The 24,574-nt window shown below is 35.6% G+C and carries 24 protein-coding genes and 1 other RNA gene; 17 read left to right on the top strand and 8 right to left on the bottom strand.

Annotation, left to right across the window (positions count from 1 at the left end):
* Positions 1 to 434 precede the first annotated feature (434 nt).
* Both alsS and budA read left to right on the top strand, forming a co-directional pair.
* Positions 435 to 2,099, top strand: coding sequence for an acetolactate synthase AlsS (alsS, locus tag DOK81_RS07725; RefSeq protein ID WP_206909814.1), 1,665 nt, complete (start codon positions 435 to 437; stop codon positions 2,097 to 2,099).
* A 19-nt stretch (positions 2,100 to 2,118) separates the two neighbouring features.
* Positions 2,119 to 2,829 carry an acetolactate decarboxylase gene (gene budA, locus DOK81_RS07720; protein ID WP_206909812.1) on the top strand — a complete coding sequence of 237 codons (711 nt, stop codon included), beginning with the start codon at positions 2,119 to 2,121 and terminating at the stop codon, positions 2,827 to 2,829.
* Between the two features lie 116 nt (positions 2,830 to 2,945).
* Here the strand turns inward: budA and DOK81_RS07715 are convergent, their stop codons facing one another.
* Positions 2,946 to 4,322, bottom strand: coding sequence for a peptidoglycan DD-metalloendopeptidase family protein (locus tag DOK81_RS07715; protein WP_206909811.1), 1,377 nt, complete (start codon positions 4,320 to 4,322; stop codon positions 2,946 to 2,948).
* A 239-nt stretch (positions 4,323 to 4,561) separates the two neighbouring features.
* On the opposite strand from DOK81_RS07715, the gene DOK81_RS12450 reads away from it, so the two are divergent.
* The 6 genes from DOK81_RS12450 (at position 4,562) to DOK81_RS07685 (ending at position 8,147) form a co-directional block, all read left to right on the top strand.
* Positions 4,562 to 5,224: a response regulator transcription factor gene (locus DOK81_RS12450; protein WP_206909809.1), complete on the top strand. Its 663-nt coding sequence runs from the start codon at positions 4,562 to 4,564 to the stop codon at positions 5,222 to 5,224.
* Positions 5,225 to 5,290: 66 nt separating this feature from the next.
* Positions 5,291 to 5,782 carry a GAF domain-containing protein gene (locus DOK81_RS07705; protein ID WP_206909808.1) on the top strand — a complete coding sequence of 164 codons (492 nt, stop codon included), beginning with the start codon at positions 5,291 to 5,293 and terminating at the stop codon, positions 5,780 to 5,782.
* A 173-nt stretch (positions 5,783 to 5,955) separates the two neighbouring features.
* Complete coding sequence (locus DOK81_RS07700; RefSeq protein WP_206909805.1) at positions 5,956 to 6,192, top strand: hypothetical protein; 237 nt, start codon at positions 5,956 to 5,958, stop codon at positions 6,190 to 6,192.
* A gap of 152 nt (positions 6,193 to 6,344) precedes the next feature.
* On the top strand, positions 6,345 to 6,782 hold the full coding sequence (locus DOK81_RS07695) for a GNAT family N-acetyltransferase (RefSeq protein WP_206909803.1): 438 nt from the start codon (positions 6,345 to 6,347) through the stop codon (positions 6,780 to 6,782).
* Between the two features lie 325 nt (positions 6,783 to 7,107).
* Positions 7,108 to 7,638, top strand: coding sequence for a conjugal transfer protein TraF (locus tag DOK81_RS12445; protein WP_206909801.1), 531 nt, complete (start codon positions 7,108 to 7,110; stop codon positions 7,636 to 7,638).
* Between the two features lie 2 nt (positions 7,639 to 7,640).
* On the top strand, positions 7,641 to 8,147 hold the full coding sequence (locus DOK81_RS07685) for a phospholipase A2 family protein (protein WP_206909799.1): 507 nt from the start codon (positions 7,641 to 7,643) through the stop codon (positions 8,145 to 8,147).
* A 606-nt stretch (positions 8,148 to 8,753) separates the two neighbouring features.
* Here DOK81_RS07685 and ssrA read toward each other — a convergent pair.
* Both ssrA and DOK81_RS07675 read right to left on the bottom strand, forming a co-directional pair.
* Positions 8,754 to 9,121, bottom strand: a transfer-messenger RNA (tmRNA) gene (gene ssrA, locus DOK81_RS07680).
* A gap of 206 nt (positions 9,122 to 9,327) precedes the next feature.
* Positions 9,328 to 10,101 (bottom strand): Cof-type HAD-IIB family hydrolase, encoded by a 774-nt coding sequence (locus tag DOK81_RS07675; protein WP_206909797.1) that lies wholly within the window; start codon positions 10,099 to 10,101, stop codon positions 9,328 to 9,330.
* 144 nt (positions 10,102 to 10,245) lie between these two features.
* On the opposite strand from DOK81_RS07675, the gene DOK81_RS07670 reads away from it, so the two are divergent.
* From DOK81_RS07670 to DOK81_RS07660, 3 genes are read left to right on the top strand one after another with little or no spacing between them, the layout of a single operon-like run.
* Positions 10,246 to 10,596, top strand: a complete 351-nt coding sequence (locus DOK81_RS07670) for an SdpI family protein (protein WP_206909794.1) — start codon at positions 10,246 to 10,248, stop codon at positions 10,594 to 10,596.
* Positions 10,577 to 11,293 (top strand): response regulator transcription factor, encoded by a 717-nt coding sequence (locus DOK81_RS07665; protein WP_206909792.1) that lies wholly within the window; start codon positions 10,577 to 10,579, stop codon positions 11,291 to 11,293. Before DOK81_RS07670 ends, DOK81_RS07665 begins: the two co-directional genes overlap by 20 nt.
* Positions 11,293 to 12,753, top strand: coding sequence for a HAMP domain-containing sensor histidine kinase (locus tag DOK81_RS07660; protein ID WP_206909790.1), 1,461 nt, complete (start codon positions 11,293 to 11,295; stop codon positions 12,751 to 12,753). The genes DOK81_RS07665 and DOK81_RS07660 overlap by 1 nt, the downstream gene beginning before the upstream one ends.
* Positions 12,754 to 12,839: 86 nt before the next feature.
* Here DOK81_RS07660 and DOK81_RS07655 read toward each other — a convergent pair whose 3' ends face one another.
* From DOK81_RS07655 to DOK81_RS07645, 3 genes are all read right to left on the bottom strand, one after another.
* Positions 12,840 to 13,352 carry a hypothetical protein gene (locus DOK81_RS07655; protein WP_206909789.1) on the bottom strand — a complete coding sequence of 171 codons (513 nt, stop codon included), beginning with the start codon at positions 13,350 to 13,352 and terminating at the stop codon, positions 12,840 to 12,842.
* A complete protein-coding gene (locus DOK81_RS07650) occupies positions 13,336 to 14,064 on the bottom strand; it encodes a hypothetical protein (protein ID WP_206909788.1) in 729 nt (242 codons plus the stop codon). Before DOK81_RS07650 ends, DOK81_RS07655 begins: the two co-directional genes overlap by 17 nt.
* 154 nt (positions 14,065 to 14,218) lie before the next feature.
* Complete coding sequence (locus tag DOK81_RS07645) at positions 14,219 to 16,348, bottom strand: LTA synthase family protein (protein WP_206909787.1); 2,130 nt, start codon at positions 16,346 to 16,348, stop codon at positions 14,219 to 14,221.
* A gap of 236 nt (positions 16,349 to 16,584) precedes the next feature.
* On the opposite strand from DOK81_RS07645, the gene DOK81_RS07640 reads away from it, so the two are divergent.
* The 3 genes from DOK81_RS07640 to ybaK are packed head-to-tail and all read left to right on the top strand — an operon-like array spanning position 16,585 to position 19,072.
* Positions 16,585 to 17,760, top strand: coding sequence for a class I SAM-dependent rRNA methyltransferase (locus DOK81_RS07640; RefSeq protein WP_206909786.1), 1,176 nt, complete (start codon positions 16,585 to 16,587; stop codon positions 17,758 to 17,760).
* A 17-nt stretch (positions 17,761 to 17,777) separates the two neighbouring features.
* Positions 17,778 to 18,530, top strand: a complete 753-nt coding sequence (aroD, locus tag DOK81_RS07635; protein WP_206909784.1) for a type I 3-dehydroquinate dehydratase — start codon at positions 17,778 to 17,780, stop codon at positions 18,528 to 18,530.
* Between the two features lie 56 nt (positions 18,531 to 18,586).
* Positions 18,587 to 19,072: a Cys-tRNA(Pro) deacylase gene (ybaK, locus tag DOK81_RS07630; protein ID WP_206909783.1), complete on the top strand. Its 486-nt coding sequence runs from the start codon at positions 18,587 to 18,589 to the stop codon at positions 19,070 to 19,072.
* A 90-nt stretch (positions 19,073 to 19,162) separates the two neighbouring features.
* Here the strand turns inward: ybaK and DOK81_RS07625 are convergent, their stop codons facing one another.
* Entirely contained in the window at positions 19,163 to 20,473 is a 1,311-nt protein-coding gene (locus DOK81_RS07625) for an NAD(P)/FAD-dependent oxidoreductase (protein WP_277988519.1), read from the bottom strand.
* Positions 20,474 to 20,541: 68 nt separating this feature from the next.
* Here DOK81_RS07625 and gdhA point away from each other — a divergent pair, with 68 nt between their 5' ends.
* Both gdhA and DOK81_RS07615 read left to right on the top strand, forming a co-directional pair.
* Positions 20,542 to 21,891, top strand: coding sequence for an NADP-specific glutamate dehydrogenase (gene gdhA / locus DOK81_RS07620; RefSeq protein ID WP_206909779.1), 1,350 nt, complete (start codon positions 20,542 to 20,544; stop codon positions 21,889 to 21,891).
* Between the two features lie 109 nt (positions 21,892 to 22,000).
* Complete coding sequence (locus tag DOK81_RS07615; protein ID WP_206909777.1) at positions 22,001 to 23,347, top strand: glucose-6-phosphate isomerase; 1,347 nt, start codon at positions 22,001 to 22,003, stop codon at positions 23,345 to 23,347.
* A gap of 169 nt (positions 23,348 to 23,516) precedes the next feature.
* Here DOK81_RS07615 and DOK81_RS07610 read toward each other — a convergent pair whose 3' ends face one another.
* Positions 23,517 to 23,666, bottom strand: a complete 150-nt coding sequence (locus tag DOK81_RS07610) for a hypothetical protein (protein WP_169819341.1) — start codon at positions 23,664 to 23,666, stop codon at positions 23,517 to 23,519.
* 501 nt (positions 23,667 to 24,167) lie between these two features.
* On the opposite strand from DOK81_RS07610, the gene DOK81_RS07605 reads away from it, so the two are divergent.
* On the top strand, positions 24,168 to 24,380 hold the full coding sequence (locus DOK81_RS07605; protein ID WP_206909776.1) for a hypothetical protein: 213 nt from the start codon (positions 24,168 to 24,170) through the stop codon (positions 24,378 to 24,380).
* Positions 24,381 to 24,574 lie beyond the last annotated feature (194 nt).

Below are 24,574 nucleotides of genomic sequence, written 5' to 3'. Positions count from 1 at the left end.
GTCGAGGTGACTCCTCGACAACCACATCTAAAGTTAAAGTTTATAAAGAGTAAAGTAAATTTCTAAAATTACCGCGTGATAGGAAGAAGAGAGTGTTATTTAATGTAAAAGCAGTCTTGACAGCAATTTGAGCATTTTTTAGTGAGAAATATTTTTTTAATGGAATGGCTGTTTCTTCAGCTAAAAGTAATTGAAAGACAAAAAGAAATGGAAACTTATAAAAATATGACAAAGAAAGTTTGATTATTTATAGTAGTGTAATAGATGTCGAGTGAACTGTTACTATTTCTTGAAATTTATTTAGCTTATTACTAAACAAATCCTATAAGTCATGCTATACTATTTTTTGTAACAGATATATAAACTGTATTACTTTGTGTTGCTTGTTTATTATCTGAGTTGAAAGAAAATAAGCTGTTAAAGGAAGTTGTATGATGGAAAAAGAAATGAAACAAGGTTCTAGAGCTGTAGTAGAAAGCTTGATTAATCATCACGTAGATTATATCTTTGGTATCCCTGGCGCAAAAATCGATGGTGTATTCAATGAATTAGAAGACCAAGGCCCTGAATTGATCGTGACTCGGCATGAACAAAATGCGGCATTTATGGCACAAGCAATTGGTCGAATTACTGGTGAACCTGGAGTTGTTATTGCGACAAGTGGTCCTGGTGCAAGTAATCTAGCAACTGGGTTAGTAACAGCAACTGCCGAAGGCGATCCAGTATTAGCAATTGGCGGACAAGTAAAACGAAGTGATTTATTAAAACTGACGCACCAAAGTATGGATAATGCAGCATTATTTAAACCAATTACAAAGTACAGTGCGGAAATCCAAGATCCAGAAACAATTTCAGAAGTGATTGCTAATGCGTATCGTATGGCGAAAAGTTCAAAAAAAGGTGCAAGCTTTATCAGTATTCCACAGGATGTCGTTGATGCACCGGTGAAAAGTGATGTGATCCAACCTTTAAGTGATCCACAATTAGGTTCTGCATCTGCTAATGATATCAGCTACTTAGCTGAGCGCATTCGTGAAGCAAAACTGCCTGTTTTATTGGTGGGAATGCGTGGTTCAAGTGAAAAGGAAACCGCAGCTATTCGCAAATTAGTGGAAAAAACTTCATTACCTGTTGTTGAAACATTCCAAGCTGCAGGCGTCATTTCACGTCAATTAGAATCACATTTCTTTGGGAGAGTAGGTTTGTTTAGAAATCAACCTGGTGATATGTTATTAAAACGAAGTGATTTAGTCATCGCCATCGGTTATGATCCGATTGAATATGAAGCACGTAACTGGAATGCAGAAAAAGATGCAAGAATCATTGTCATCGATGAGACACCAGCTGAAATCGATTCATTTATGCAACCAGAAAGAGAATTGATTGGTGACATTGCGGCAACGCTTGATTTACTTAGCGATTCTTTAGAAGCGCAACAAGTATCGGGTGATGCGAATGAATATCTTGACTCATTACAAGAAAAATTAACAGCTCGCGATGTTGTAGAAAAGACAGAAGACGAAGGAATTTTACATCCATTAGAAGTCATTAACACATTACAATCAAAAGTGACTGACGAAATGACCGTCACCGTTGACGTAGGTAGTCACTATATTTGGATGGCACGTCACTTTAGAAGCTACGAACCACGTCACTTACTATTTAGTAATGGAATGCAAACATTAGGTGTGGCTTTACCATGGGCAATTTCAGCTGCACTAGTTCGTCCAAATACGCAAATCGTTTCAGTTTCTGGTGATGGTGGCTTCCTGTTTTCTGCACAAGATTTAGAAACAGCTGTACGAAAAAAACTAAATATCGTTCACTTGATTTGGAATGATGGTCACTATAATATGGTTGAATTCCAAGAACAAATGAAATATCAACGGTCATCAGGTGTTGACTTTGGTCCGGTTGACTTTGTTAAATATGCAGAAGCTTTTGGTGCAAAAGGAATTCGAGCAACGAATGTTCAGGAACTAGAACAAGCTTTAACTGATGGTTTTGCCACTGAAGGACCTGTAATCATTGATATTCCAATTGATTATCGGGATAATGAAAAACTCGGTGAAACGATTTTACCGGATCAATTCTATTAAGAAAAGGGATGTGTGTAGAATGACAGAGGCAAGTTTATACCAACACGGTACACTAGGTGCATTGATGGCAGGATTGATGGATGGAACGGAAAAGATGGCTGAGGTCTTGAAGCACGGAACGTTAGGATTAGGAACGCTCCACGGTTTAGATGGGGAAGTTATTATTGTGGATGGAGTCGCTTATCAAGGAAAATCAGATGGTTCAGTTGTGCGTTTGACAGGTGAAGAAAAAACACCTTATGCAGCTGTAACAGATTTTACACCAGATAGAAGTATCGAAATCACAACGCCTCATCTAGGTGATGTATTAAAAGAAACGATTTTGGCAGAAGAAGCAGGGAAAAATTTATTTATTGCAGTTAAAATTACTGGGGTATTTAAAAATGTGCATATTCGTATCATGCCAAAACAAGAAAAACCTTATAAAAGACTTGTAGAAGTTTCGCAAGACCAACCAGAATTTCATCAAGAAGAAGTGGAAGGAACATTAGTCGGATTCTTTACTCCTGAATTATTTCAAGGAGTAGCAGCTGCTGGATTCCATTTGCATTTTCTTGATAAAAGCAAAACATTCGGTGGGCATGTGATTGATTTTGAATTAGCAAATGGCCTAGTGGAAAGTAGTCGTATCGAATCGCTTATTCAACATTTTCCAGTCAATGACGGAACATTTGTTGATAATGAAATCGATTATGCCAACTTAGCAGAAGAAATTCAAACAGCAGAATAAGTAGCTTCTATTTCCAGCATACAAAAAAAGCGTGAGACAAGAATATCATTTTTCAAAAATAGCGTAACAGCTAATTCTTTTGAAAAATGCGCATTCTGTTTCGCGCTTTTCTTAACTTAAATACCTAATAATGGGGCTGGATCTACAAAATTAGACCATAAACTTGTTGAGACACCAAAATGAAGGTGAACCCCAGTTGAATTTCCTGTTGTTCCCATACCGCCTAGAAGTGTTCCTGCATTAACAGAGGCACCAACATTCGTAGAGAAACTACTTAAATGCATATAATAAGAATAATAGCCATCAGCATGCTGGATAATGACATGGTTTCCTGCAGACCAATGATAGCCAGCTTCAACAACTTTTCCAGCTTTTGCAGCAAAAACGGGTGTTCCAGAAGCTCCAGCTAAATCAATTCCGTCGTGAGATGTACCGGATGCGCCAGTAGGATCAACACGATTACCAAAAGGACTCGTGATAACAAGTGAAGCTAATGGCACGCTCCAACCTGAAGTATTTTCTTCTGGTTTAGTTACATTATCTTCTTCAGGTACTTCCGGAACAGAAACGACTGGTGTGCTATTTTCTGTGTTGTTTTCGGTTTGTACTTCATTTGATGATTCAACCTTTTGTTTCTGTTCTTTTTGAGCAGCTAATGATTGAGCCTGCGCTTCATTAGCAATGCGCTCTTTTTCAGCAGCCACAGCGAGTTCTTTTTGTTTTTGTTCATGAGCTTTGCGCGCGTCTTCTTCTGCTTTTTTACGAGCAGCTTCTTCAGCAGCACGTTGTTTTGCCAAAGCTTTTAGTTGCTCTTGACGTTTTTTCTCTGCTTCAACTTTTTGTTTTTCAAATTTTTCTTTCTGTTTTTTCTCAGTAGCTAAGCTAGCAGATAGTTCGTTGATTTTAACCTCTTGATCTAATTTTGCTTTCGTCAACTCATCTTGTTTGGCTTGTAATTCATTCGTTGTTTCAATCAAAGATTGTAATTTTTCTTCTGATTTCTTTTGAAGTGTTTCTAATTCAGCTTGATCTTTTTGCTGCTCAGACATAATCTCTTTGTTTGCGCTGATCAGTTTTGTTACGGCATACGCTTTGGTAATTGCTTCGTTGATCGAATCAGACTCCGCCATCACAGATAGAATATCGCTGGCATTTTGATTTGTTTGAACATTGCGAGCTTGCTTTTGGATTTGTTCCTCACGTTTAGCAATCTTCTCTTTCAAGTCAGCTATTTTTTGAATCAAGTTAGTTAATGTTTGTTCTTCAGTATTTTTTTGTTGAAGGATTTTATAACTTTCTTTTTCAATCTGACTGACGTTTTCTTTAATGATTACCAATTCTTGTTCAGAAGCAGTTTGATTTTTTTGTAGTTGTTCAATTTTTTGTTCTTGTTCATTGATCTTGTCGTCTAAAGTATCTGCTTGCGTGGCAATTGGCATGCAAAGTAAGCTTAGCGCAAATGAACATGTGACGATTTTTTTTAACTTAATCATAGTTTCCCCACTAACATCTTTTTTATCCATTTCAATTTTTACATTTTGTATTGTAAGACAGAGTTGTGTGGAAGTTGTGAAGATTCATTCAATGAGTGAAAAAAAGAAAAATTTAATATAACTGAAATAATTACAAAATAATTGATACAAACTCAATCGAATTGATAAATGATCCAGAGGAAAAGAAAGGTATGATTGAGTAAATTGTGTAAAAGAATGAAGAGAAAGGAGGAAATTAGGTGCATATAAAAATATTTACGAAAAATAAAAAAACACTGTCTTCAATAATGAAACGATTGCAAAAAGAGCAGTTAGAGTTAAAAGTGAGTTATCAATCCGTTCTAGCGAAATTACATAATGAATCAGCAGATGTCCTACTTATTATGGATGATCGTTTGGCAGAGCTCCCAGAATCAGTTGCGAGTCGCTTTCCATTAGTTGTTGCTTGTACCGAACCACTTTCCGAGCAAGAAAAAATTGTTTTATTCCAAAAAGGTGTAAACATTTTATGGTCTTGGCCTGTTAGTTTTGAATTAATGAAGGCAAAAGTAGAATCCTTGCGCTCAGCATTATTGAAGCAAAAAAAATTAAAAACTAATAATCAGCCTGTTTATCAGAAGTTCCAAGTGTTGGAAGAAAAGCAAGTGATCTTATTACATGAACAAGAACTTTCTTTAACAAAATCGGAGTATCGTTTGTTTAGTTTGCTGTTGAACCATCCTTTACGAATTTTTTCTCGTGAAGAATTATTGATTTTATTGGGCAATGAAGAAGGATCGGGAAGAGTGATTGATACGCACATCAAGAATATTCGCAAGAAAATCGAAGAAGTTGCGGGAAGTGCAAACTATATCCAAACGGTTCATGGTCGTGGGTATCGTTTTACAAATGCTACACATTAAAATTACAACTGGTATTGGAGGAATAACTGAGCTATAATTTCTGAATAAAAGGAGTGTGTTGCTGCGATGTGGTCAGAAAAACAAAAAAGAGATGCGTATGAACTTTTACTGTTACAACAACAAGGATTACTTGAAGCTGAAACGAATTGGCTAGCCAATCTTGCGAATTCTTCAGCACTTTTAGCAGATACTTTACCGGAAACGGTCTTTGCGGGGTACTATCTATTTGATGGTAAAGAACTAATTCTTGGGCCGTTTCAAGGAAGAGTTTCTTGTACAAGAATCAAACTGGGCAAAGGCGTTTGCGGGGAGTCAGCGGCAAAACGAGAAACACTTATTGTCACAGATGTAAAAAGTCATGAAAATTATATTTCATGTGATTCAGCTGCACGTTCAGAAATCGTGGTTCCATTAGTTAAAGGCGGAGAATTAGTAGGTGTTTTAGATATTGATTGCGGAAAAGTCGCAGGTTACGATGAAATCGACAAACAATTTTTAGAACAATACGTGGCGCTAGTAGAGAAAGCCGTGCCTGCTAAAGTCAATCTTACTTGCTAGTGAAGTTTAGAACGAGATAAAACGAATTCGATTGATTAAACTACTTGCTAAAATTCAACAAGTAGTTTAATCAATTTTTTTATAAAAATACTTAAGTTATCATTTTTCTTCATTTGATTTTAATGTTAATATAATTCCAATGAGATTATAAAATAATTAGAAGGTGATTAACTATGGAAAAAGAAGAGATCATTTTGGGACAAACTTATGAATGTCATGCGATTGGATTGAAAAAGAAAGTAACTGGAGAAATCATAAAAAAATTAGAGAATTCAGTGATTCTTTGTGTAGAAGAATACGATAGTATCGATCATGCAGAGGTTCTGGAAAAAGCTGGAAAAGTCATGGCTAAGTATTCTGAAATTTGTAATCCAGAAATATCGGAACGTTATTTGATTGAAATTGCCTAATTCAATAAGTATAACCATTCAGCACCTGGCAAAGGTGTTTAATGGTTTTTTTTTTTGAAAAAAATTGTAGTGTTTATTTCCCCTTTAAAATTTACTGGAGAATGGTTATACTGGGAACTAGTTTTAATGATTACTTGAAAGGAATGAAGAAAATGGATATCCAAAAAATTGAGTACGACTCAGAAAAATATCAACAAACGTTAAACTTGCGAAATAAAGTCATGCGTATTCCGCTGGGGTTAACGATTGAAGAAGAGGATTTTTCACATGAGGCGGAGCAATATATTCTTGGAGCGTTTGATGATGAATTCCTTTTAGGTGTTGGCGTGCTTAATCAGAAGCTAGATGAATCAAAAATGAAAGTTGAGTATCTATGTGTTGATTCGCAAAGGCAAAGTGCAGGTGTAGGCAAACAATTGCTCAAACATCTAGAACTTTATGCGAAAAAAAAGCAAGCCAAAAGAATCGAATTAGAAGCGCGGGTAAGTGCGCAATCATTTTATGAAAAAATGGGTTACGTTGCATATGGAGAGACGTATTTAATGGCGATTGCGCCAGTTGAACATATCCGAATGGAAAAAATTTTGTAGGCTCATAGTTTAATAGAAGAAAAAGGAAAACGTGAGGAGAGATGTTCCTTGCGTTTTTTTGTTAAAATACAGATTTCTTTATTTTAGTTAAGAGAAGGATTCATTTTTGGATGACAAATGGAAGTGACTAAGAGGAATTTGCAGTTGTCGCAGTGAGTATATCTAGAAAGTTTGCATTAAAATTTATTAAATAACTCTAACTATCTGAGAAAGCGTTTTCTTTTGCGGTGTTTTCGTGATTTAATGTGCTTGTTGATAATACATATATCGATACTTTTGTATAGAATGGGTAGTTTGGTAGAAAGACATAGTAGAGATTTTGGTGGTGAAAAAGAACTCAATGAGAAGAAGGAGGTTTGTTTTCGTAATATTTTGTTTAGTTCTTTTAATAACGATGGGGGGTGGATATTTTATTTTTTATTTTGAAAAGATACCAAACAGATTGCAACATATAAATTCAGAAAAAATAGAGTTAAAACAAAATATGCAAGAAGAAGTTAAAATTTATGATGAAAAGATTGCTAATTTAGAAGATAAAAATAAATTGATAATAATGAACAGTCACGAACTATATTTATTGAATCAAGATAATATTTTGCTTTACTTTGGTAGGAATGACTGTTCAGTTTGTCAAGGTTTTCTTCAAACGCTAACGCCAATAGTAGAACATACTGATCGAAAAATATATTATTTCGATACTAATGATAAGGATCATTTACATTATGAAGAGTTAATCAATGAATATGGCATCACACAAGTTCCAACTTTAGTAAGATTAAATCATTCAAAAGGTAAAAAAATAGTATTTAATCCTGAAAAAGATGGGCTTGCATCATTCATAAAAAAAGGAGTATGAAAATGAAAAAAAATATATTAACAGTATTATTAGCATTAACTTGTATTTTTACAATAGGTGGTATTACTGCAACTGCAGAAGTTAATGAAAAATTAACACCAGAAAACGAAGATATTATTTCTGTTGTTGAACAATATACTTATGTGGATAATGAAGGTAACAAGTATTTTGATATTGAGTCTGCAGAATTAGATGGTGTAGAGGATTATATTATCGAAATTGGCTATGTAATTGAATCATTTGACTCAACAGAAAGAAGTATAAGTGCTAGAGCAACATTTTTAATTTATGGCAACTATTGTGGTTATGGAAATGCAGGAAAAGGAAATACGCCTACTGATGATTTAGATACAGCATGTATGTATCATGATTACTGTTATATACATGGCGGAAATAATACAACTTGTAATAAAAATTTTCGGGCAAGGTTGAAGGCTATTATGAATAGTACAAACAAGTTAAGTTATAAATATGCGGTTGCTGCAGGTGCATATGTTGTATTCAGTTGATGAATGAAAAAGTAAGGATTACTTTATCAGTAATTACTATTTTATTAGGCATAGTTATGTTTCTTCAACAATCTTTTTTTTCATTAGGAATTCCTCTATCTGTCTTTACACCATTAATCGGTTCAATCGGACTATTAATAGCGATAAGATTGAAAAGAGGGACTTATAGGACAGTTATTCTTTTAGCAAATAGTATCATGATGTTAGTATTTCCGATATATTTAGTTCTCGTGTTTATCTTTCCGGCATTTTTTGTGTGAATAATAGCGAATTTATCAGACTTTCACCCTGCAAATCTTATGAAGTATTTTTTGTATAATCAATGAGGAAGTTGATCATCAATCAAAATCAGATGATAGTAGATAAATTTAGTTAATATTCAGACCGACACTAGAATTTTATAAAAAGGTGACCTAAGTCTTTCTCTCTTTTATGAAAGGCTTAGGTCGTTTTTTTATGAGCAATAATAAGTTTCAACGTTTTTTCTGGCAGGTAGTTTAGCCTCTTTACTACAAAGCGTTAATCAAATTTTCTCTATTTGAGCAAAATAAAAAAACGTTGATTGAACAACGTTTTTTCGTATTATTGTTTGTCTCAACAATATAAATATGGAGACGGCGGGAGTCGAACCCGCGTCCAAACACATCGCCACTTAAAAATCTACGTTCATAGTCAACTCATTTAAGGTTTCGCTTTACAACTTGCCGAGTGACAGGCATTTTGTATTGCTAGTCTGATGCGCTCTTTTTCAACTTACAGACGGAAAGTTGAAACGTATCCCACTAAAGTTAGGACCCTTACTCGAGCACATGGGCGATACCGAGAGGATCTACGCTAACTGTTTTTAGGCAGCTAAAGCGTAAGAATAGTTTTCGTTTTTAGCAGTTATATTTAACTGTAACGTTTTAACGTAGACGTAACCTACGAAACGCAATTCAAGCTCAAACTGTGCCTGTCGAATCCGTAACGTCCCCGTAAAGTCACAAGGGTTACAGATGCATTACGCACAAAAACAGTATACCATATTTTAAACTATTTTCAATAAAAAAGCGTTAAGAACAAAGTAAGAGCAGATAAAAGAATAAAAATATGATTCATAAAAAATTCGTTGAAGTTTAAAAAAAAATCTCGAAACAGTGCTACCTGTTTCGAGACTTCTTAAAGACGGCTCATTTACTTTTTAGATCAAATCAAAATGTTTCAATGCGTGGACGATGCCACCTTCAGTATTTTTTTTAGTAACGAAAGTCGCTAACTCTTTTAGTCCATCATAGGCATTACCCATTGCAATTTTATTGTCGCAAGCTTCTAGAAGGGCAAAGTCATTCGGCCCATCACCAAATCCAAAAGTTGGGACATTAGTCAACCCTAATTCGTCTTTTAGTCGTTTGACGCCAGCACCTTTAGAGATTCCTTTTTTTACGGTATCAATTGAATATGGGCCGTTTCGATAAAAAGTTAGTTCAGGAAACTGTTCATGATAATATTCATCGCCACTTTGTGAAAGAATCAAGAGCATGTTGATTTTATTTTCGCGAAAAGCAAAAGGTTCAATTGGTGGGACTTCAGAATGAATGAAGTTATAGGCATCAATCATTATTTGGTTGTGGCCAGTACACCAAATATTTTCGTGATTGTAGTATGAAAGTTCATGACCTTGTGAACGAACGTGTTCATACATTCTTTGACATTCTTCTTCTGAAAAAAGCTCAGAGTGGATTTCTTTTCCATCCACACGAATATAAGAGCCGTTCATGGTAACAGCTGAAGTGATTCCAGCATCTTCCATGATCTTTTGGATTTCGATTTCTGTTCTTCCAGTTGCAATAACAGGTAAGACGTGATTTTCTTTTAAGGCATTCATAGCAGATGCAACTTCTGGAGTGATTGTTGAATGCGCATCTAGCAGTGTTCCATCTAGGTCAAAAAAAGTAATTGCTTGATAGTTTGACACAAAAAAAACTCCTTTATCTTTTCAATAAACCTATCTTAACAAAGAATGAACAAAAGACAAACCTTTCATGAATAATTATTGAATATATTGGTTCACAAGACTATTTGGAGTATACTAGAAAGAGAACTTTTTAGGAGGAAATCAATGATTTTTTTAGTTGTAGGTGTTGCTTTAACGACTATTGGTATTTTCTTTCGCTTGTTTCCTTCCAAAGGAAACTTGCCATTGTATGGTTACCACTCACCGTTAGCTACCAAAACGGATGAACACTGGCAGTTAGCCCAGAAAGTTAGTGGCAACTATTTTATTATTTTTGGCTTGATAATGGCAGTGATCGGCTATTTATTAAAAGTAACAGGAAATACGAATTACTTTTTGATTGAACTGTTGGTATTAGTTTTTCCAATTATGCCGATCTTTATTTTAACGGAAAAAAAATTACAGGAATTTGACCAGAAATCCGGAGGGGATGACTATGAACATTTTAATGATTGAAGATAACCAATCTGTTTCTGAAATGATGCAGATGTTTTTTTTGAATGAAGGTTGGGAGGCAACGTTCAAGTATGATGGTAAAGACGGTTTGGATGCATTTTTAGAAAATCCTGCACATTGGGACATGATTACACTTGATTTGAATTTACCAACAATGGATGGCATGGTTGTTGGGCGTGAGATTCGAAAAATCTCAAGTACAGTGCCGATCATTATGCTGACTGCACGTGACTCAGAGAGTGACCAAGTTATTGGGTTAGAAATGGGGGCGGATGACTACGTAACGAAGCCGTTTAGTCCATTAACTTTGATTGCACGAATGAAAGCTCTGCACCGTCGAAGCGAACTGGCCGATTCAAAAGAAGAAGCCAGTGAATCAGATAATCATTTCGACATTCAAACAGAACATTTTAAAATGAATACTAAAACTCGTGAGGCTTATCTTGATGGTCAATTGATTGAAGGGTTGACGCCAAAAGAATTTGATCTTTTATTTACTTTGGCGAAAAAACCACGACAAGTTTTTTCAAGAGAACAGCTATTGGAATTAGTTTGGGATTATCAATATTTTGGTGATGAGCGAACAGTTGATGCACATATCAAAAAACTTCGTCAAAAAATTGAGAAAGTCGGTCCGCAAGTCATTCAAACGGTTTGGGGCGTCGGCTATAAGTTTGATGATTCTGGTGTTGCCTAATGCGTTATCTTTATCAACAATTACTTGCTTTTTGTAGTATGATTGCCATGATTATTTTGATTGTTGGGATTTCATTTACACAATTGACGAAACAGACGATTGAAGAAAATAATTACCAACAACTGTTTGGTTATGCGGAATCTGTTGAAAAAACCACACAAACATATGCCAATACCTTTCCGCAGTTGAGTCAAGATCAGGCGTTTCAAAATGCTTTGCTTTTGACAGAACAAGTATTGACGGAGCAGAATGTCAACTTTATCTTTATTGATAAAAATGAACGACTTATTTATCCAACAGACGATTCTATGCTGGATTTTACGATTAGTCCAGAACAATGGAAAAATTTGCGCAACGGGAAACAACAAAAATTTACCGATCATAAAAATATTTTGGGGCAACAACAAGCGACCTCATACGCCCTAGTACCATTTAATTTGAACCATGAATTTTATGGTGCTTTGGTTGTGAGCCAGCCCGCACGAAATATTGATAATAGTGTACGTTCAGTTACGTTGAATCTTTTCAAAGGGTTTATTTTTTCAAGTATTGTTGCGATTATTGCTAGTTACGTATTTGCTGCGTTTCAGGTCAAACGGATTAATCGTTTGCGTAATGCAACCAAAGAAGTAACGAATGGAAATTTTGATGTCCAGCTACCTGTTCACGACAAAGATGAATTTGACGAGCTCGCAGACGACTTCAATAAGATGACGAACTCGCTCAAAGAGTCGCAAGCAGAAATTGAAGAACAAGAGAATCGACGACGTCAATTCATGGCAGATGCAGCACATGAAATGCGCACACCTTTGACCACGATTAATGGCTTACTAGAAGGTCTTGCCTATGACGCGATTCCAGAAAATCAACGAGAAAATGCAATCAAGTTAATGAAAAATGAAACGGAGCGCCTTATTCGACTAGTCAATGAGAATCTTGACTATGAGAAAATCCGGACCGACCAAATTACGATGGTCATCAAGAAATTCAATGGAACGGAAACTTTGAGAAATCTTGTGACACAGCTTGAAGCAAAAGCAGAAGCAGCTGGAGACACGCTGGTTTTAGAAGCGCAGGAAGAAATTGATGTGTATGCTGATTATGATCGTTTCGTGCAAATCATGGTTAATATTATTCAAAATGCGATTCAGTTTACCGAAAATGGTCAAATTACTATTAGTATAGAAAAAGGCTATCTTGAAACGATTATTAAAATCAAAGACACAGGAATCGGCATCTCAGAACAGCAGATGAAAAATATTTGGGAACGTTACTATAAGGTTGATCCATCAAGAAAGAATACAAAATATGGTGAATCTGGTTTAGGATTGCCAATCGTGCAACAACTAGTTCGTCTGCATAAAGGAAAAATCGAGGTCGAGAGTGAAGAAGGAAAAGGAACAACATTTACTGTCCGATTGCCAGATGTAGAAATAAAAGAAGAGTCTCAAGAAAACTAAAAAAGCCAGGTGCGAGGATATTCGCATCTGGCTTTTTGATGATGTTTCATTAGTAAGAACAATTGAGTAAAGGACATGAAAAAAATTTAGGAAGCATCTTCTAAATGATCAATATAGGGACTGTGGGCAATGGTGGCATTATTGGTGAACAGTAAGATTGTTTGATTTTCTTGACGAGCGAGCAAGCAAAGAATGTCTAACAATTCTTGTGTTTCGGTGATTGTTAGGTCATCAAATGCGTCTTCCACAATAATCTGTGTCCGTTTAGAAAGTAACGCATGCAAGAGTTGCAGTTTGATTTTTTCTAATAAAGAGAGTTCATCTGCCGACAGCTTTTCCCAAGAGGAATCAAGTTTCAATTGTGACTGATAAGTGGGACCAGTTGATTTGATTTCTTTACTGGAAATATCTAAATAGACATGATCCTTCAACTTTAAATAAGGAAAGATCGGCCAATTTTTTTGAATAATCGTGTAACTTGGCGTATCATCTAGCACCAAATTTTCTTTCCATTCATTAAGTAAATGTTGTTGTTTTTCTTTTGAACTAAGAATAACAGTAAGGCAGTTGAAATGAGCTGTATTATTTGGTTGTTTCATGTTGAATGAACCTCCCTTTTTGCAGTCTTCGAGAAAAATAGATAAAGGACAAAACACTTATAAATAAGCTAACAAAAGTTAAAGTGAGAAGAGTTTGAACGATTCCTTTAAATGTATCAACAAGCAAAAATTCACTCGTAAAATCAATTTGAAAAAAAGCTTCTTGATTGATAGGAATGGTCAATCCACTAACAGAAGAAGGAACAGAAAAATCAGGAAACTTAAATATGTCAAGAACAGTTAAGTTTATACTTTGTAGCAAAGTTTCGTAGAGATGTTGGAAACTGATACTCCATAATAATAAACCTAAACAAGCGGCAGCAATGGGTACAAACATTTGTGTGTAGACAAAGAAAAATAATTTTTTTTGTGAAAATCCAGTCAAACGCCAATTCATCAATTCTTGTCGATTTTGTTTTAAGATATGGATGAAAAAGAAGAAAAAACAAAGCGCAAAGCAAAGGACAAGAACCAAAATAACTGATGAATAGAAGTGACTAACACTATCTAGTTGTGGAATCTTTTCTTCTTGGTTAGTTGAACTAAAGATAGTTAAACGGTTTTGAATTTGTTTGTGTAAAGTAGTTTGTAAATTATATAAATTAAAAGAGATGAGTAACAAAAAAGCAAAGAAGCTGGAAAATAAAGTATATACAATTGTTTGCTTTTTATAATATGCTAAACGCGCAATGGCATAACGGATTATTTTCATACTTTTCACCTCTAATAAAGTATAAAAAATGAATATGAATAAAGTATGAAATTCTTTTTGAGAAATTACGAGTTATTTTTCAAAGCAGGGAGAAGCTGTTAAGTGAAAAGACAAAAAAGCGTGAGAATTCAATTTCTCACGCTTTTTGGATTGTTTATTCTTTGGAAGAAGTATCAGTTGTTGGTGTACCATTTATTTCTTGGTATGTTTTTGTTTCATAAAGATCAGTTGTTGATTTATTACCGTTTTGACTAAATACGCTGGTTGATTTATCACCTAGTTTTTTCTCAATCGCAGTCATTTTTTCTAAGCCATTTTTGTAATCATAGTTGGCAGCGTCGATTGGATCAAGATTGCTATTGGTATAGAAACGAAGTAAATCACCGTTATTGATTTGATCAGAAACAGCCAATTGTTTTGAAACTTCAACTTTCCATGCATCGATTTTTGCTTGAATCTCAGGAGAAGGATCGGTAATAGCTTCACCTGTTGCGTTGTCATAAATCGTACCACTGTAGTAAGTGTAAGTTGGTGTAACGAAGTCACCATCACGGAAGCTTACCACTTGGTCATGATCTTTAGAGAATAGATCTTGTCCAAGTTGAATATAATCTTTGGTATCTACACCTAGTAAATGAAGTAATGTTGGCAACGCATCAACTTGTCCACCATAAGTATGATTGATCCCACCGTTTGTTTGTCCAGGAACATGAATCATATAAGGGACGCGTTGCATTTGTGCATTATCAAAGTTTGACCAAGTATCACTTGATTTTCCAAGTAGTTCTGCTAAAGTTTTGTTTCTCGAATTTGAAACGCCATAGTGGTCACCATACAAAACGATGACAGAGTTATCATATAACCCACTTGATTTCAAATAATTAAAGAATTCTTCGACTGCTGTGTCAAGATAATTGGCAGTTGCGAAGTAGCCATTAATTGTTTCATCACTGGTTGCTGCCATTGGGAATCCCGCTTCTTCATTCGTAAATTTTGAATAAGGATAGTGGTTTGAGACCGCAATGAATTTTGAATAAAATGGTTGTTGTAAATGTTCTAAATATTGAACGGATTGGTCAAAAAATGGCTTGTCATGCAAACCGTATTGGAATGAGTTTTCATCGGTTACATCGTAATAAGATGAATCAAAGAAATAATCATAACCAAGATTTTTATAAGTCTCATTTCTGTTCCAAAAAGTACCAGAGTTTCCGTGGAAAACAGCACTAGTATAACCTTGGGTTTGACTTAAGATATCAGGTGCAGCTTGGAAAGTATTTTTCCCACCCAGTTGCGTAAAGAGTGATCCTTGGTTTAACCCAAACAGAGAATTTTCCATAAGGGTTTCAGCATCACTTGTTTTTCCGGCCTTGACTTGATGGAAAAAGTTATCAAAACTATAGGTACTGTTACTATGGAACAAACTATTAAGGAATGGTGTTACCTCGTGTTCGGCGCCTGTTTCATCTTTTAATTTATAATCAATCAAAAATTGTTGGAAGCTTTCCAAATGAATATAGATAACATTTCTGCCTTTTGCCACACCAAACATTTCGTCGTTTGGTTCAGCATAGTGTTCCTTAACGTAGTTCTCAACTTCCTTCATATCATTAGGGCTTGCTTCAGCACGAACTTGGTTTGTTTGATACGTTTGAAAACCATCATAAGCCATAAAAGCATTAAGACCAAGATACTTAACTAAATAATCACGGGAGAATGTTCGAGTCAAAAGTTCAGGACGATCGGCTTCAGCCAAGAAAAGATTTCCAGAAAAAATCATAACCGCTAATGTGGAAATCGCAAATGCCATACGTGCCCGAATAGGACGGTCATCCATTTTTATTTTTTTAGTGACTAATAAAACCGTTAAGATAATAAAGTCTATCCAATACAATAAATCGTAAGGGCGGAACAAACGGATGGCACTTTCGCCCAAACCACTAGCAACTTTTCCAGCGCCTAAAATAGTATTGATGGTAATAAAGTCTGTAAATTCACGATAGTAAGTGACATTTGAAAACACCCACAAAGTGAGTAAGAAAAAAATCACCATCATCGTGATGTACGAAGCTTTTGCTCGTCTTACATACAAAGCAATTCCAAGTAATAATAAAGTAGTCGCAATTGGATTGATAAATAGGATGAAGTATTGCACTCCACTTTCAATCCCTAAATTGAAATCAATCAAATAAGCGAAAATTGTTTTTAGCCAGACTAAAACAGCTAACAAAGAAAAAAATCCGAGCCGCTTATTTAAAAAAGCGGGCGTTTTTATACGTTTCAAAGTAACCTTCCTTTCTACACTCAAAAAATAAGAATAAGAGTGTCATAAAACCCATAATACACAACTTACGTATTCTAACCTATTTTACTAGTCGGAGATTTTAGTGTCAATTCTAACCAGTGATTTATGGCAGTTGGTTAAGGGATTCTTTAAGCTTTCTTAGAGGTTTGTGGCTTAAGACAAGCCGTTTGATTTTTGTTATACTGAAAGGTGAGAAAGTAAAAGCAGGTGAATGAATGAAAATAAAAGTAAAAAAACGAGCAAGCGCCCAATTCAGAAAGGGTTACCCGCTCATTCAAAAAGAAGATTTAGTCGATACGCAAATGGATACGACCGAATGGATCGACTTAGTAGATCAACAAAATAAATTTGTGGCAAAAGGTTATTTAGGAAAGCAAAATAAAGGAATTGGTTGGGTATTAAGCCGAGTGGACGAACCATTTGATACGGCTTTTTTTGAGAAAAAATTTGCAGCAGCTAAAGCAAAACGCACAACTTATTTTAGTGATGACTTAACAAATGCCTTTCGTTTGTTCAATGGTGAAGGAGATGGAATTGGTGGTTTGATCATTGATTATTATGACCAGTTTGCTGTCTTTTCTTGGTATAACCAAACGCTGTATCTTCATCGAAAGGGATTGATTGAAGCATTTAAAAAGACATATCCAGAAATTTTAGGTGCTTATGAAAAAATTCGTTTTGATACGAAAGATTTGCCAGAAAGTCAGTTTATTTATGGAAAAGAAGCACCAGAACCTTTGATTGTAAAAGAAAATGGTGTTCAGTTTGCAACCTATTTAAATGAAGGCTTGATGACGGGTATCTTTTTAGATCAGAAGGAAGTGCGCGGAGCATTGGTCGATGGGTTGGCGCTAGGAAAATCGGTGCTAAACATGTTTAGCTATACAGGTGCCTTCTCAGTTGCAGCTGCGATGGGTGGTTCTGTTGAAACAACCAGTGTAGATCTTGCTAAAAGAAGCTTAAAAAAAACGCAGGAACAATTTGAAGTCAATGGTTTAGATCTTGAACAACAAAAAATCATTGTTATGGATGTTTTTGAGTACTTTAAGTATGCGAGTCGTAAACAATTAACTTATGATGTTATTGTTTTGGATCCACCAAGTTTTGCCCGTAACAAAAAGAAAGTTTTCCGGGTGGCAAAAAATTATGGTGAATTAGTCAAAGATAGTCTGGAAATTTTAGCAGATGAAGGAGTGCTAATTGCCTCAACAAATGCGGCGAACGTTACGATTCAACAATTTCAAAAAATGATTGAAGATGAGTTCATTGCAAAAGGTGTCTCCTATCAGGAAATCGGGCTGTATCGCCTACCAAATGATTTTCAAACAACAAACACTTTTCCAGAAGGAGATTATTTAAAGGTATTTGTTTATAAAATCAATCAAATGTAAGAAGGGAGTCGTTACGGATGATCCAAGTGAAAAATTTGCAAATCGGGACTGGTCGACCAAAAGTTTGTACGCCATTAACTGGCGTAACCCAGGAAGAAATCTTAAGTGAAGCACGTCTCGCGCGTGAAGCAGGCGCTGACTTAGTAGAATGGCGCGTCGATTTTTATCAAGAAATCTTGCAATTAGAAAAGGTTCTAGAAACACTAGTCCTTCTTCAACATGAACTTCAAGGATTACCGTTACTTTTTACATTTCGAACGCTAGCTGAGGGCGGAAAACGAGATTTATCGATTAGAGAATATCATGATTTGTACGAAACAGTGGTGACTGAAAAGTTGGTCGATATGGTAGACATTGAATTGTTTCAGATTGAAAGCTTAGGACGTGGGATGATTGGACGCATCAAAGATCATCACATTCCAATCATCATCAGCAATCATGAATTTGAAGAGACACCAGCCGATCCGGTCTTGCTTTATCGCTTAAATATGATGGAACATTTTGGCGCTAGCATCGGAAAGTTAGCGATGATGCCACAAACAGAACAAGATGTTTTTCGCTTGCTTGAATTGACTAAACGAGCAAGTGCCTTTGTTTCAATCCCATTGATTACTGTGTCAATGGGAGAAATGGGTAAGTTATCAAGAGTAGCAGGATGTTTAACGGGTTCAGCAGTTACTTTTGGGGCAACTTCGAAGGCAACTGCTTCGGCACCAGGACAAATACCTGTGAAAGAACTACAACAAATAATTAAGAGTTTAGCTGAGTGATCATAGTAACTAATGGTACTTTGAATTTATCAAGCTAGTTGCAATGAGGTGGAAATATGGCGAAGAAAAAACAAGTAAAAACAAATGCAATTCGACTCGTAGAGCAAAAAAAAATCGCGTATACGGAACACGAATATGAATGGGATGAAAATCATTTAGGTGCAACAGCGATTTTTGATCAGATTCCTGGGAGTGAACAACGAATTTTTAAAACATTGGTGGCTGTAGGAAATGTAACCGGTCCGCTAGTCGCTGTCATTCCGGGAGAAAATGAGGTGGATTTGAAAAAGCTAGCAAAAGTTTCTGGAAATAAAAAAGTAGAAATGCTTCATTTACGTGATTTAGAAGCAACTACTGGTTATATTCGTGGCGGTTGTTCACCAATCGGAATGAAAAAATTATTTCCAACTTATCTCGATCAAATTGCGGAAAACTATGAACAAATCATTATTTCCGCTGGCAAACGAGGCTTACAAATGGAGTTAGCCCCACAAGCCATTTGCCAATTGACAAATGGAAAATTTGTCGACATCAAAGCATAAAATAATCCCCTTCAAGTTAGCGTTTCATTTAACTTGAAGGGGATTATTGTTATGCGCCACCAATTATACTTTCATTAGATTAGTGATACTTTACATGGATTGTGCTTGTTGACCAGCATTCATGCCAGAAACATGACCAGTAGCAAAAGCCGCTGTGATATTGAAGCCACCAGTATAGCCGTTAACATCCAGTAATTCACCTGCAAAATATAATCCAGTTACCAGTTTACTTTCTAAGGTCTTAGGATTAATTTCTTTCAACGAAACACCACCGCCGGTTACAAAAGATTTTTCTATCGGAAAAGTTTTGTTTATCAAAAGATGAAATTCTTTACACAATTGGACAAAGTCTTGAATCTGTTTTTCCGTTGTCTGTTGGCCAATCTGTTGTTCCATATTTAGGTGATTTAAATAAAAAGTCAGTAATCGTTCGGGTAAAAAGCCATGCCACGCATTGACCAATGTTTTTTTTGATTGATGACTTTTAGCGGTTAGTTCTTGGATCAAATCATGATTGGATCGAGTTGGGAAACAATCTAGAGAAATAACAACTGGTTCACCCGTTTTCTTTAATTCCTGATTGATAAAACTTGAGCAACGTAAGGCAGCAGGCCCCGAAATACCAAAGTGTGTGAAAAGTAAATCCATGATGTGTTCAGTAATTACTCGTCCTTTTTTATTCAAGACACTTAAAGAAATATCTTGCAAAGATAATCCTTGTAAGGTTTTTTCTTGGATAAAAGGTTCTTCGGAAATCAAAGGGGATTCAGTCGCGTATAACGGCGTGATGGTATGGCCAACTTTTTTTACCATTTTGTAGCCATCCCCAGTTGAGCCGGTTGATGGATAAGTTCGTCCACCAGTTGTTAAAATCACACAAGGGGCTTGAAATTCTTCAAATTCTGTTCGAATACCATAGATTTGTCCATTATTGTGCACCAGTTTTTCAACTTTTGTACCAAAAACTAGCGTAACACCAAGTTCATTTAAACGCGTAATCAATGCTTCGATGATTGTTTTTGATTTATTTGTAACAGGAAACATTCGGCCATGATCTTCTTCTTTTAAATGTACACCCTGTGTTTCAAAAAAATTCATAATATCAAAGTTATCAAATTGTGAAAAAGTACTATATAAAAATTTTCCATTGCCGGGGATATGTGCGATTAAATCTTCTACTGGTCGATTGTTTGTGACGTTGCAACGCCCACCGCCAGTCATTAGCAATTTTTTTCCAGCTTTTTTATTTTTTTCAACTAATAGCACTTTGGCACCTTGTTCTGCGGCACTAATAGCTGCCATCATTCCACTGGTACCAGCGCCAACAACGATTACATCGTAGTTCGTTTCCATTCGCTTCACCTCACAAGTGAGTGTAGCATATTTCGAAAATAAACGCAGAAAAATTTTTGAGTGGCGACCAAAAATAAGCTAAAATAAAAATTAGCTAATCGAAGGAGTGTGACACAATGACAAATGCAAAAAAATATGTCCAAACGATTCAAGAAAAATTACATCAACAAGATCGTGGCGAAGTCGAATTTTTACAGGCAATTGATGAAGTACTTCCAACAGTTACGCATTTTTTAGAAAACCATCCCGAATACATCGAACAAAATATTTTAGGAATTCTAGTAGAACCTGAACGAATCATTCAATTTCGAGTACCTTGGCAAGATGATCAAGGAAATTGGCGCGTAAACCGTGGATATCGAATTCAATACAATTCAGCCTTAGGTCCATATAAAGGTGGTCTAAGATTTCATCCAAGCGTGAACCTGAGTATTTTGAAATTTCTGGCTTTTGAACAAATTTTTAAAAATAGTTTGACTGGGCTTCCAATTGGTGGCGGAAAAGGGGGGAGTGATTTCGACCCTAAAGGAAAATCAGATGCCGAAATCATGCGTTTTTGTCAAAGTTTTATGCTTGAACTTTCCAAACACATTGGTCCTTCTTTAGATGTTCCTGCTGGCGATATTGGCGTTGGTGGAAGAGAAATTGGTTATTTGTTTGGTGCATACAAACGAATCAAACAATATGATGCAGGTGTGTTAACTGGAAAACCTTTGAATTTTTGGGGAAGCAAAGTTCGTACAGAAGCAACGGGCTATGGATTAGTTTATTTTGTAAAACACTTGTTGGCTCAAGAACAAGATTCTTTTACAGATAAAACAGTTTTTGTATCGGGTAGTGGAAATGTTGCGATTTATGCAATTGAAAAAGCACAAGCGCTTGGTGCAAAAGTAGTGACTTGTTCTGATTCGAGTGGGTTTATTTATGATCCAACAGGTATTGACTTAGATTTATTGAAAGAAGTAAAAGAAAAAAATCGTCAACGTTTAACTGCATATGCAGCTAAAAAAACATCTGCTGTGTATCATGAAGGAAAATCGGTATGGTCCTTAGAAGAAGCATGTGAAATTGCTTTACCATGTGCCACCCAAAATGAGATCACAGGTGAACTAGCTGAAATCTTAGTGAAAAATGGTGTGCAAATTGTAGCAGAAGGTGCGAATATGCCAGCAACAGTTGAAGCTGTCTCCACTTTTCATGATGCAGGAGTCTGGTATTGTCCAGGGAAAGCTGCAAATGCGGGAGGAGTCGCAGTATCTGCTTTAGAAATGAGCCAAAACTCTCAACGTTTAACGTGGGAAAGTGAGCAAGTAGATCAACAATTAGATGAAATCATGCAAACAATTTATGAAACATGTCGTCAAACTGCTGCTGAATATAATGAAGAAAAAAATCTATTACTTGGTGCGAACATTGCCGGTTTTGCAAAGGTTGCGAAAGCAATGTCTGCACAAGGATTGGTCTAAATGTAAAATTTTCTTGGAAATATTGAAAGGTTCGTGGATATTTGCTTGAAAAAAAAGTAAAAAAAACGTAAAGTATACCTGTATAGTAAACTATTAAGGAGGAGATCAAATGGCACACATTCATTTTGACTATTCAAAAGTAGCACCGTTTGTCAACGAATATGAATTAGGTTACATGCAAAGTCAAGTAACAGCAGCTGACAAATTATTACGTGAAGGTACAGGTGCAGGCAGCGATTTCTTAGGCTGGATCGATTTACCTACAAATTATGATAAAGAAGAATTTGCACGTATCAAAGAAGCAGCTAAAAAAATCCAATCTGATTCAGAAGTATTAGTAGTAATCGGTATTGGTGGTTCATATTTAGGGGCACGTGCTGCAATTGATTTCTTGAACCACACTTTCTACAACTTATTAGACGGCAACGAACGTAAAGCACCACAAATCTTTTATGCAGGAAATTCAATCAGCTCAACATACTTAGCTGACTTGATCGAAGTAATTGGTGATCGTGATTTTTCTGTGAACGTTATTTCTAAATCTGGAACAACAACAGAACCAGCCATTGCTTTCCGTGTGTTCAAAGAATTATTAGTGAAAAAATATGGTCAAGCAGAAGCAAACAAACGTATTTATGCAACAACTGATAAAGCACGCGGTGCTGTAAAAGTTGAAGCAGATGCTGAAGGTTGGGAATCATTTGTTATTCCTGATGATATTGGCGGACGTTTTTCTGTATTAACTGCTGTTGGTCTATTACCAATTGCGGTTAGCGGAGCAGATATTGATGCCTTGATGCAAGGTGCGGCTGACGCAAGTAAAGAATATGCAAGTGATAAGCTAGAAGAAAACGAAGCTTACCAATATGCAGCAATGCGTAACATTCTTTACCGTAAAGGCAAAGTAACAGAATTGTTGATCAACTATGAACCAGGAATGCAATATTTCTCAGAATGGTGGAAACAATTATTTGGCGAATCTGAAGGTAAAGACCAAAAAGGAATCTATCCTTCAAGTGCAAACTTCTCTACTGACTTACATTCATTAGGTCAATATATCCAAGAAGGTCGTCGCAATATCTTTGAAACAATCGTTAAAGTGGAAAAACCTCGCAAATCAATCACTATTCCTGAACAAGAAGCTGACTTAGATGGTTTAGGTTACTTACAAGGAAAAGAAGTTGACTTTGTTAACACAAAAGCTTTTGAAGGAACATTATTAGCACATACAGATGGCGATGTGCCAAACTTACTAGTTAAAATTCCAGAAATGGATGCTTATACTTTAGGTTATACAATGTATTTCTTTGAAATTGCTGTCGGAATTTCTGGTTACTTGAACGGAATTAATCCATTTGACCAACCAGGTGTAGAAGCCTATAAGAAAAATATGTTCGCCCTACTAGGCAAACCAGGCTTTGAAGACTTAGCAAAAGAATTGAACGAACGTCTATAATAGTGTAATGAATGGGAGAAGTTGTGGCTTATGTCACAGCTTCTTTTTTAGTAAAGCAAAACAATTTTGTATAGCAAAATAAAAAGAGGTTTGCATCGTCTAAGACGTACAAACCTCTTTTAGTTTTTTTCCGAGAATGATTTAGATGTCATGTGGGGTGGCCAGCTCCTTAATTAGATTCATGTAATGCTCGGACAGCTTGTTCGATTGTAATACCAAAAGCGACATTATGTTCATTTTTTGCGTCAATTGCCATAAAACGATTGGTTGAAGTGTCGAAAGCTACGCGATAAGTCATATTTGTTTTGTTAAAAGTCATGTTTAGTTCCTCCTTTCCATTGTTGAAATGAATTCAAGAAATTTTCAGTTAAATTCTCTGTAAAATCTCGAACACAACTGTAGTGTAGCACCATCTTATTTTTCTTGCAATTAAGAGGCATCCATAAATGAATGTTTTATTTAAAACAAAAGAAATCAACGATCTTCTGTTAATCCAATGAGTAGACCAATTGTTAAAGTAATAAAGATTACTGCTTGAATAAGAACCATGGTTATCCCTCCTTTTACTCAGTATATGAAAAAACTGGAAAAACTACACGAACAAGAAGCAACGAAAAAAGAACAGTTTTGTCACCTTTCTTACGTAAGGGGAAAATTGGAAGCTTAAGTGATATTAAATAAAAAGTGAGATAACTTTTTATTTGGTCAATTCCTGATTTTTTAAAGAAAAAAATACAAAAAAATAAAATAAAACGTTTTCACTGAGGCGATTTTCTGTTATTATAAATAAAACAAATAACAATTAAGGAAGTGAATTTTGATGTTAGATATCGAAGTTGGAAAATCTTACATATGCAAACCTATTGGTGTAACTAACGAAATCGTTGGTTATATCGAACATACCTATACCAACACAGCTGTTGTTTTAGTTGAAAGCTACGATCAATGTGACCACTCTGTTATTGATGAAAAACAATATCGTGTGTTAGTTAAGCTGGATGATATTTATGCACCAGTTGAAATGGTATCGTAATGAATCGCTTCTTTTGAGAAATTTGAAAAAATTTTTTATACTTAAGGAAAGAGGAGGGAGAAGATGTTATGACAAAGAAAAGAAATTCAGGAAAACTAGGAATTTTTCTCGCAGTTGTCTCAGCAATTCCCGCAGTTTTAGCCATCTTTCGGGCAGTTAAAGACGCGAAAAGAGAATAATAAAAACAGCGATCG

The sequence above is a fragment of the Enterococcus sp. DIV0660C genome, assembly GCF_017316125.1.
Classification (GTDB): Bacteria; Bacillota; Bacilli; order Lactobacillales; family Enterococcaceae; genus Enterococcus_B.
The sequence above is the reverse complement of the archived record's forward strand: the minus strand, read 5'-3'. Positions and strand labels throughout refer to the sequence as shown.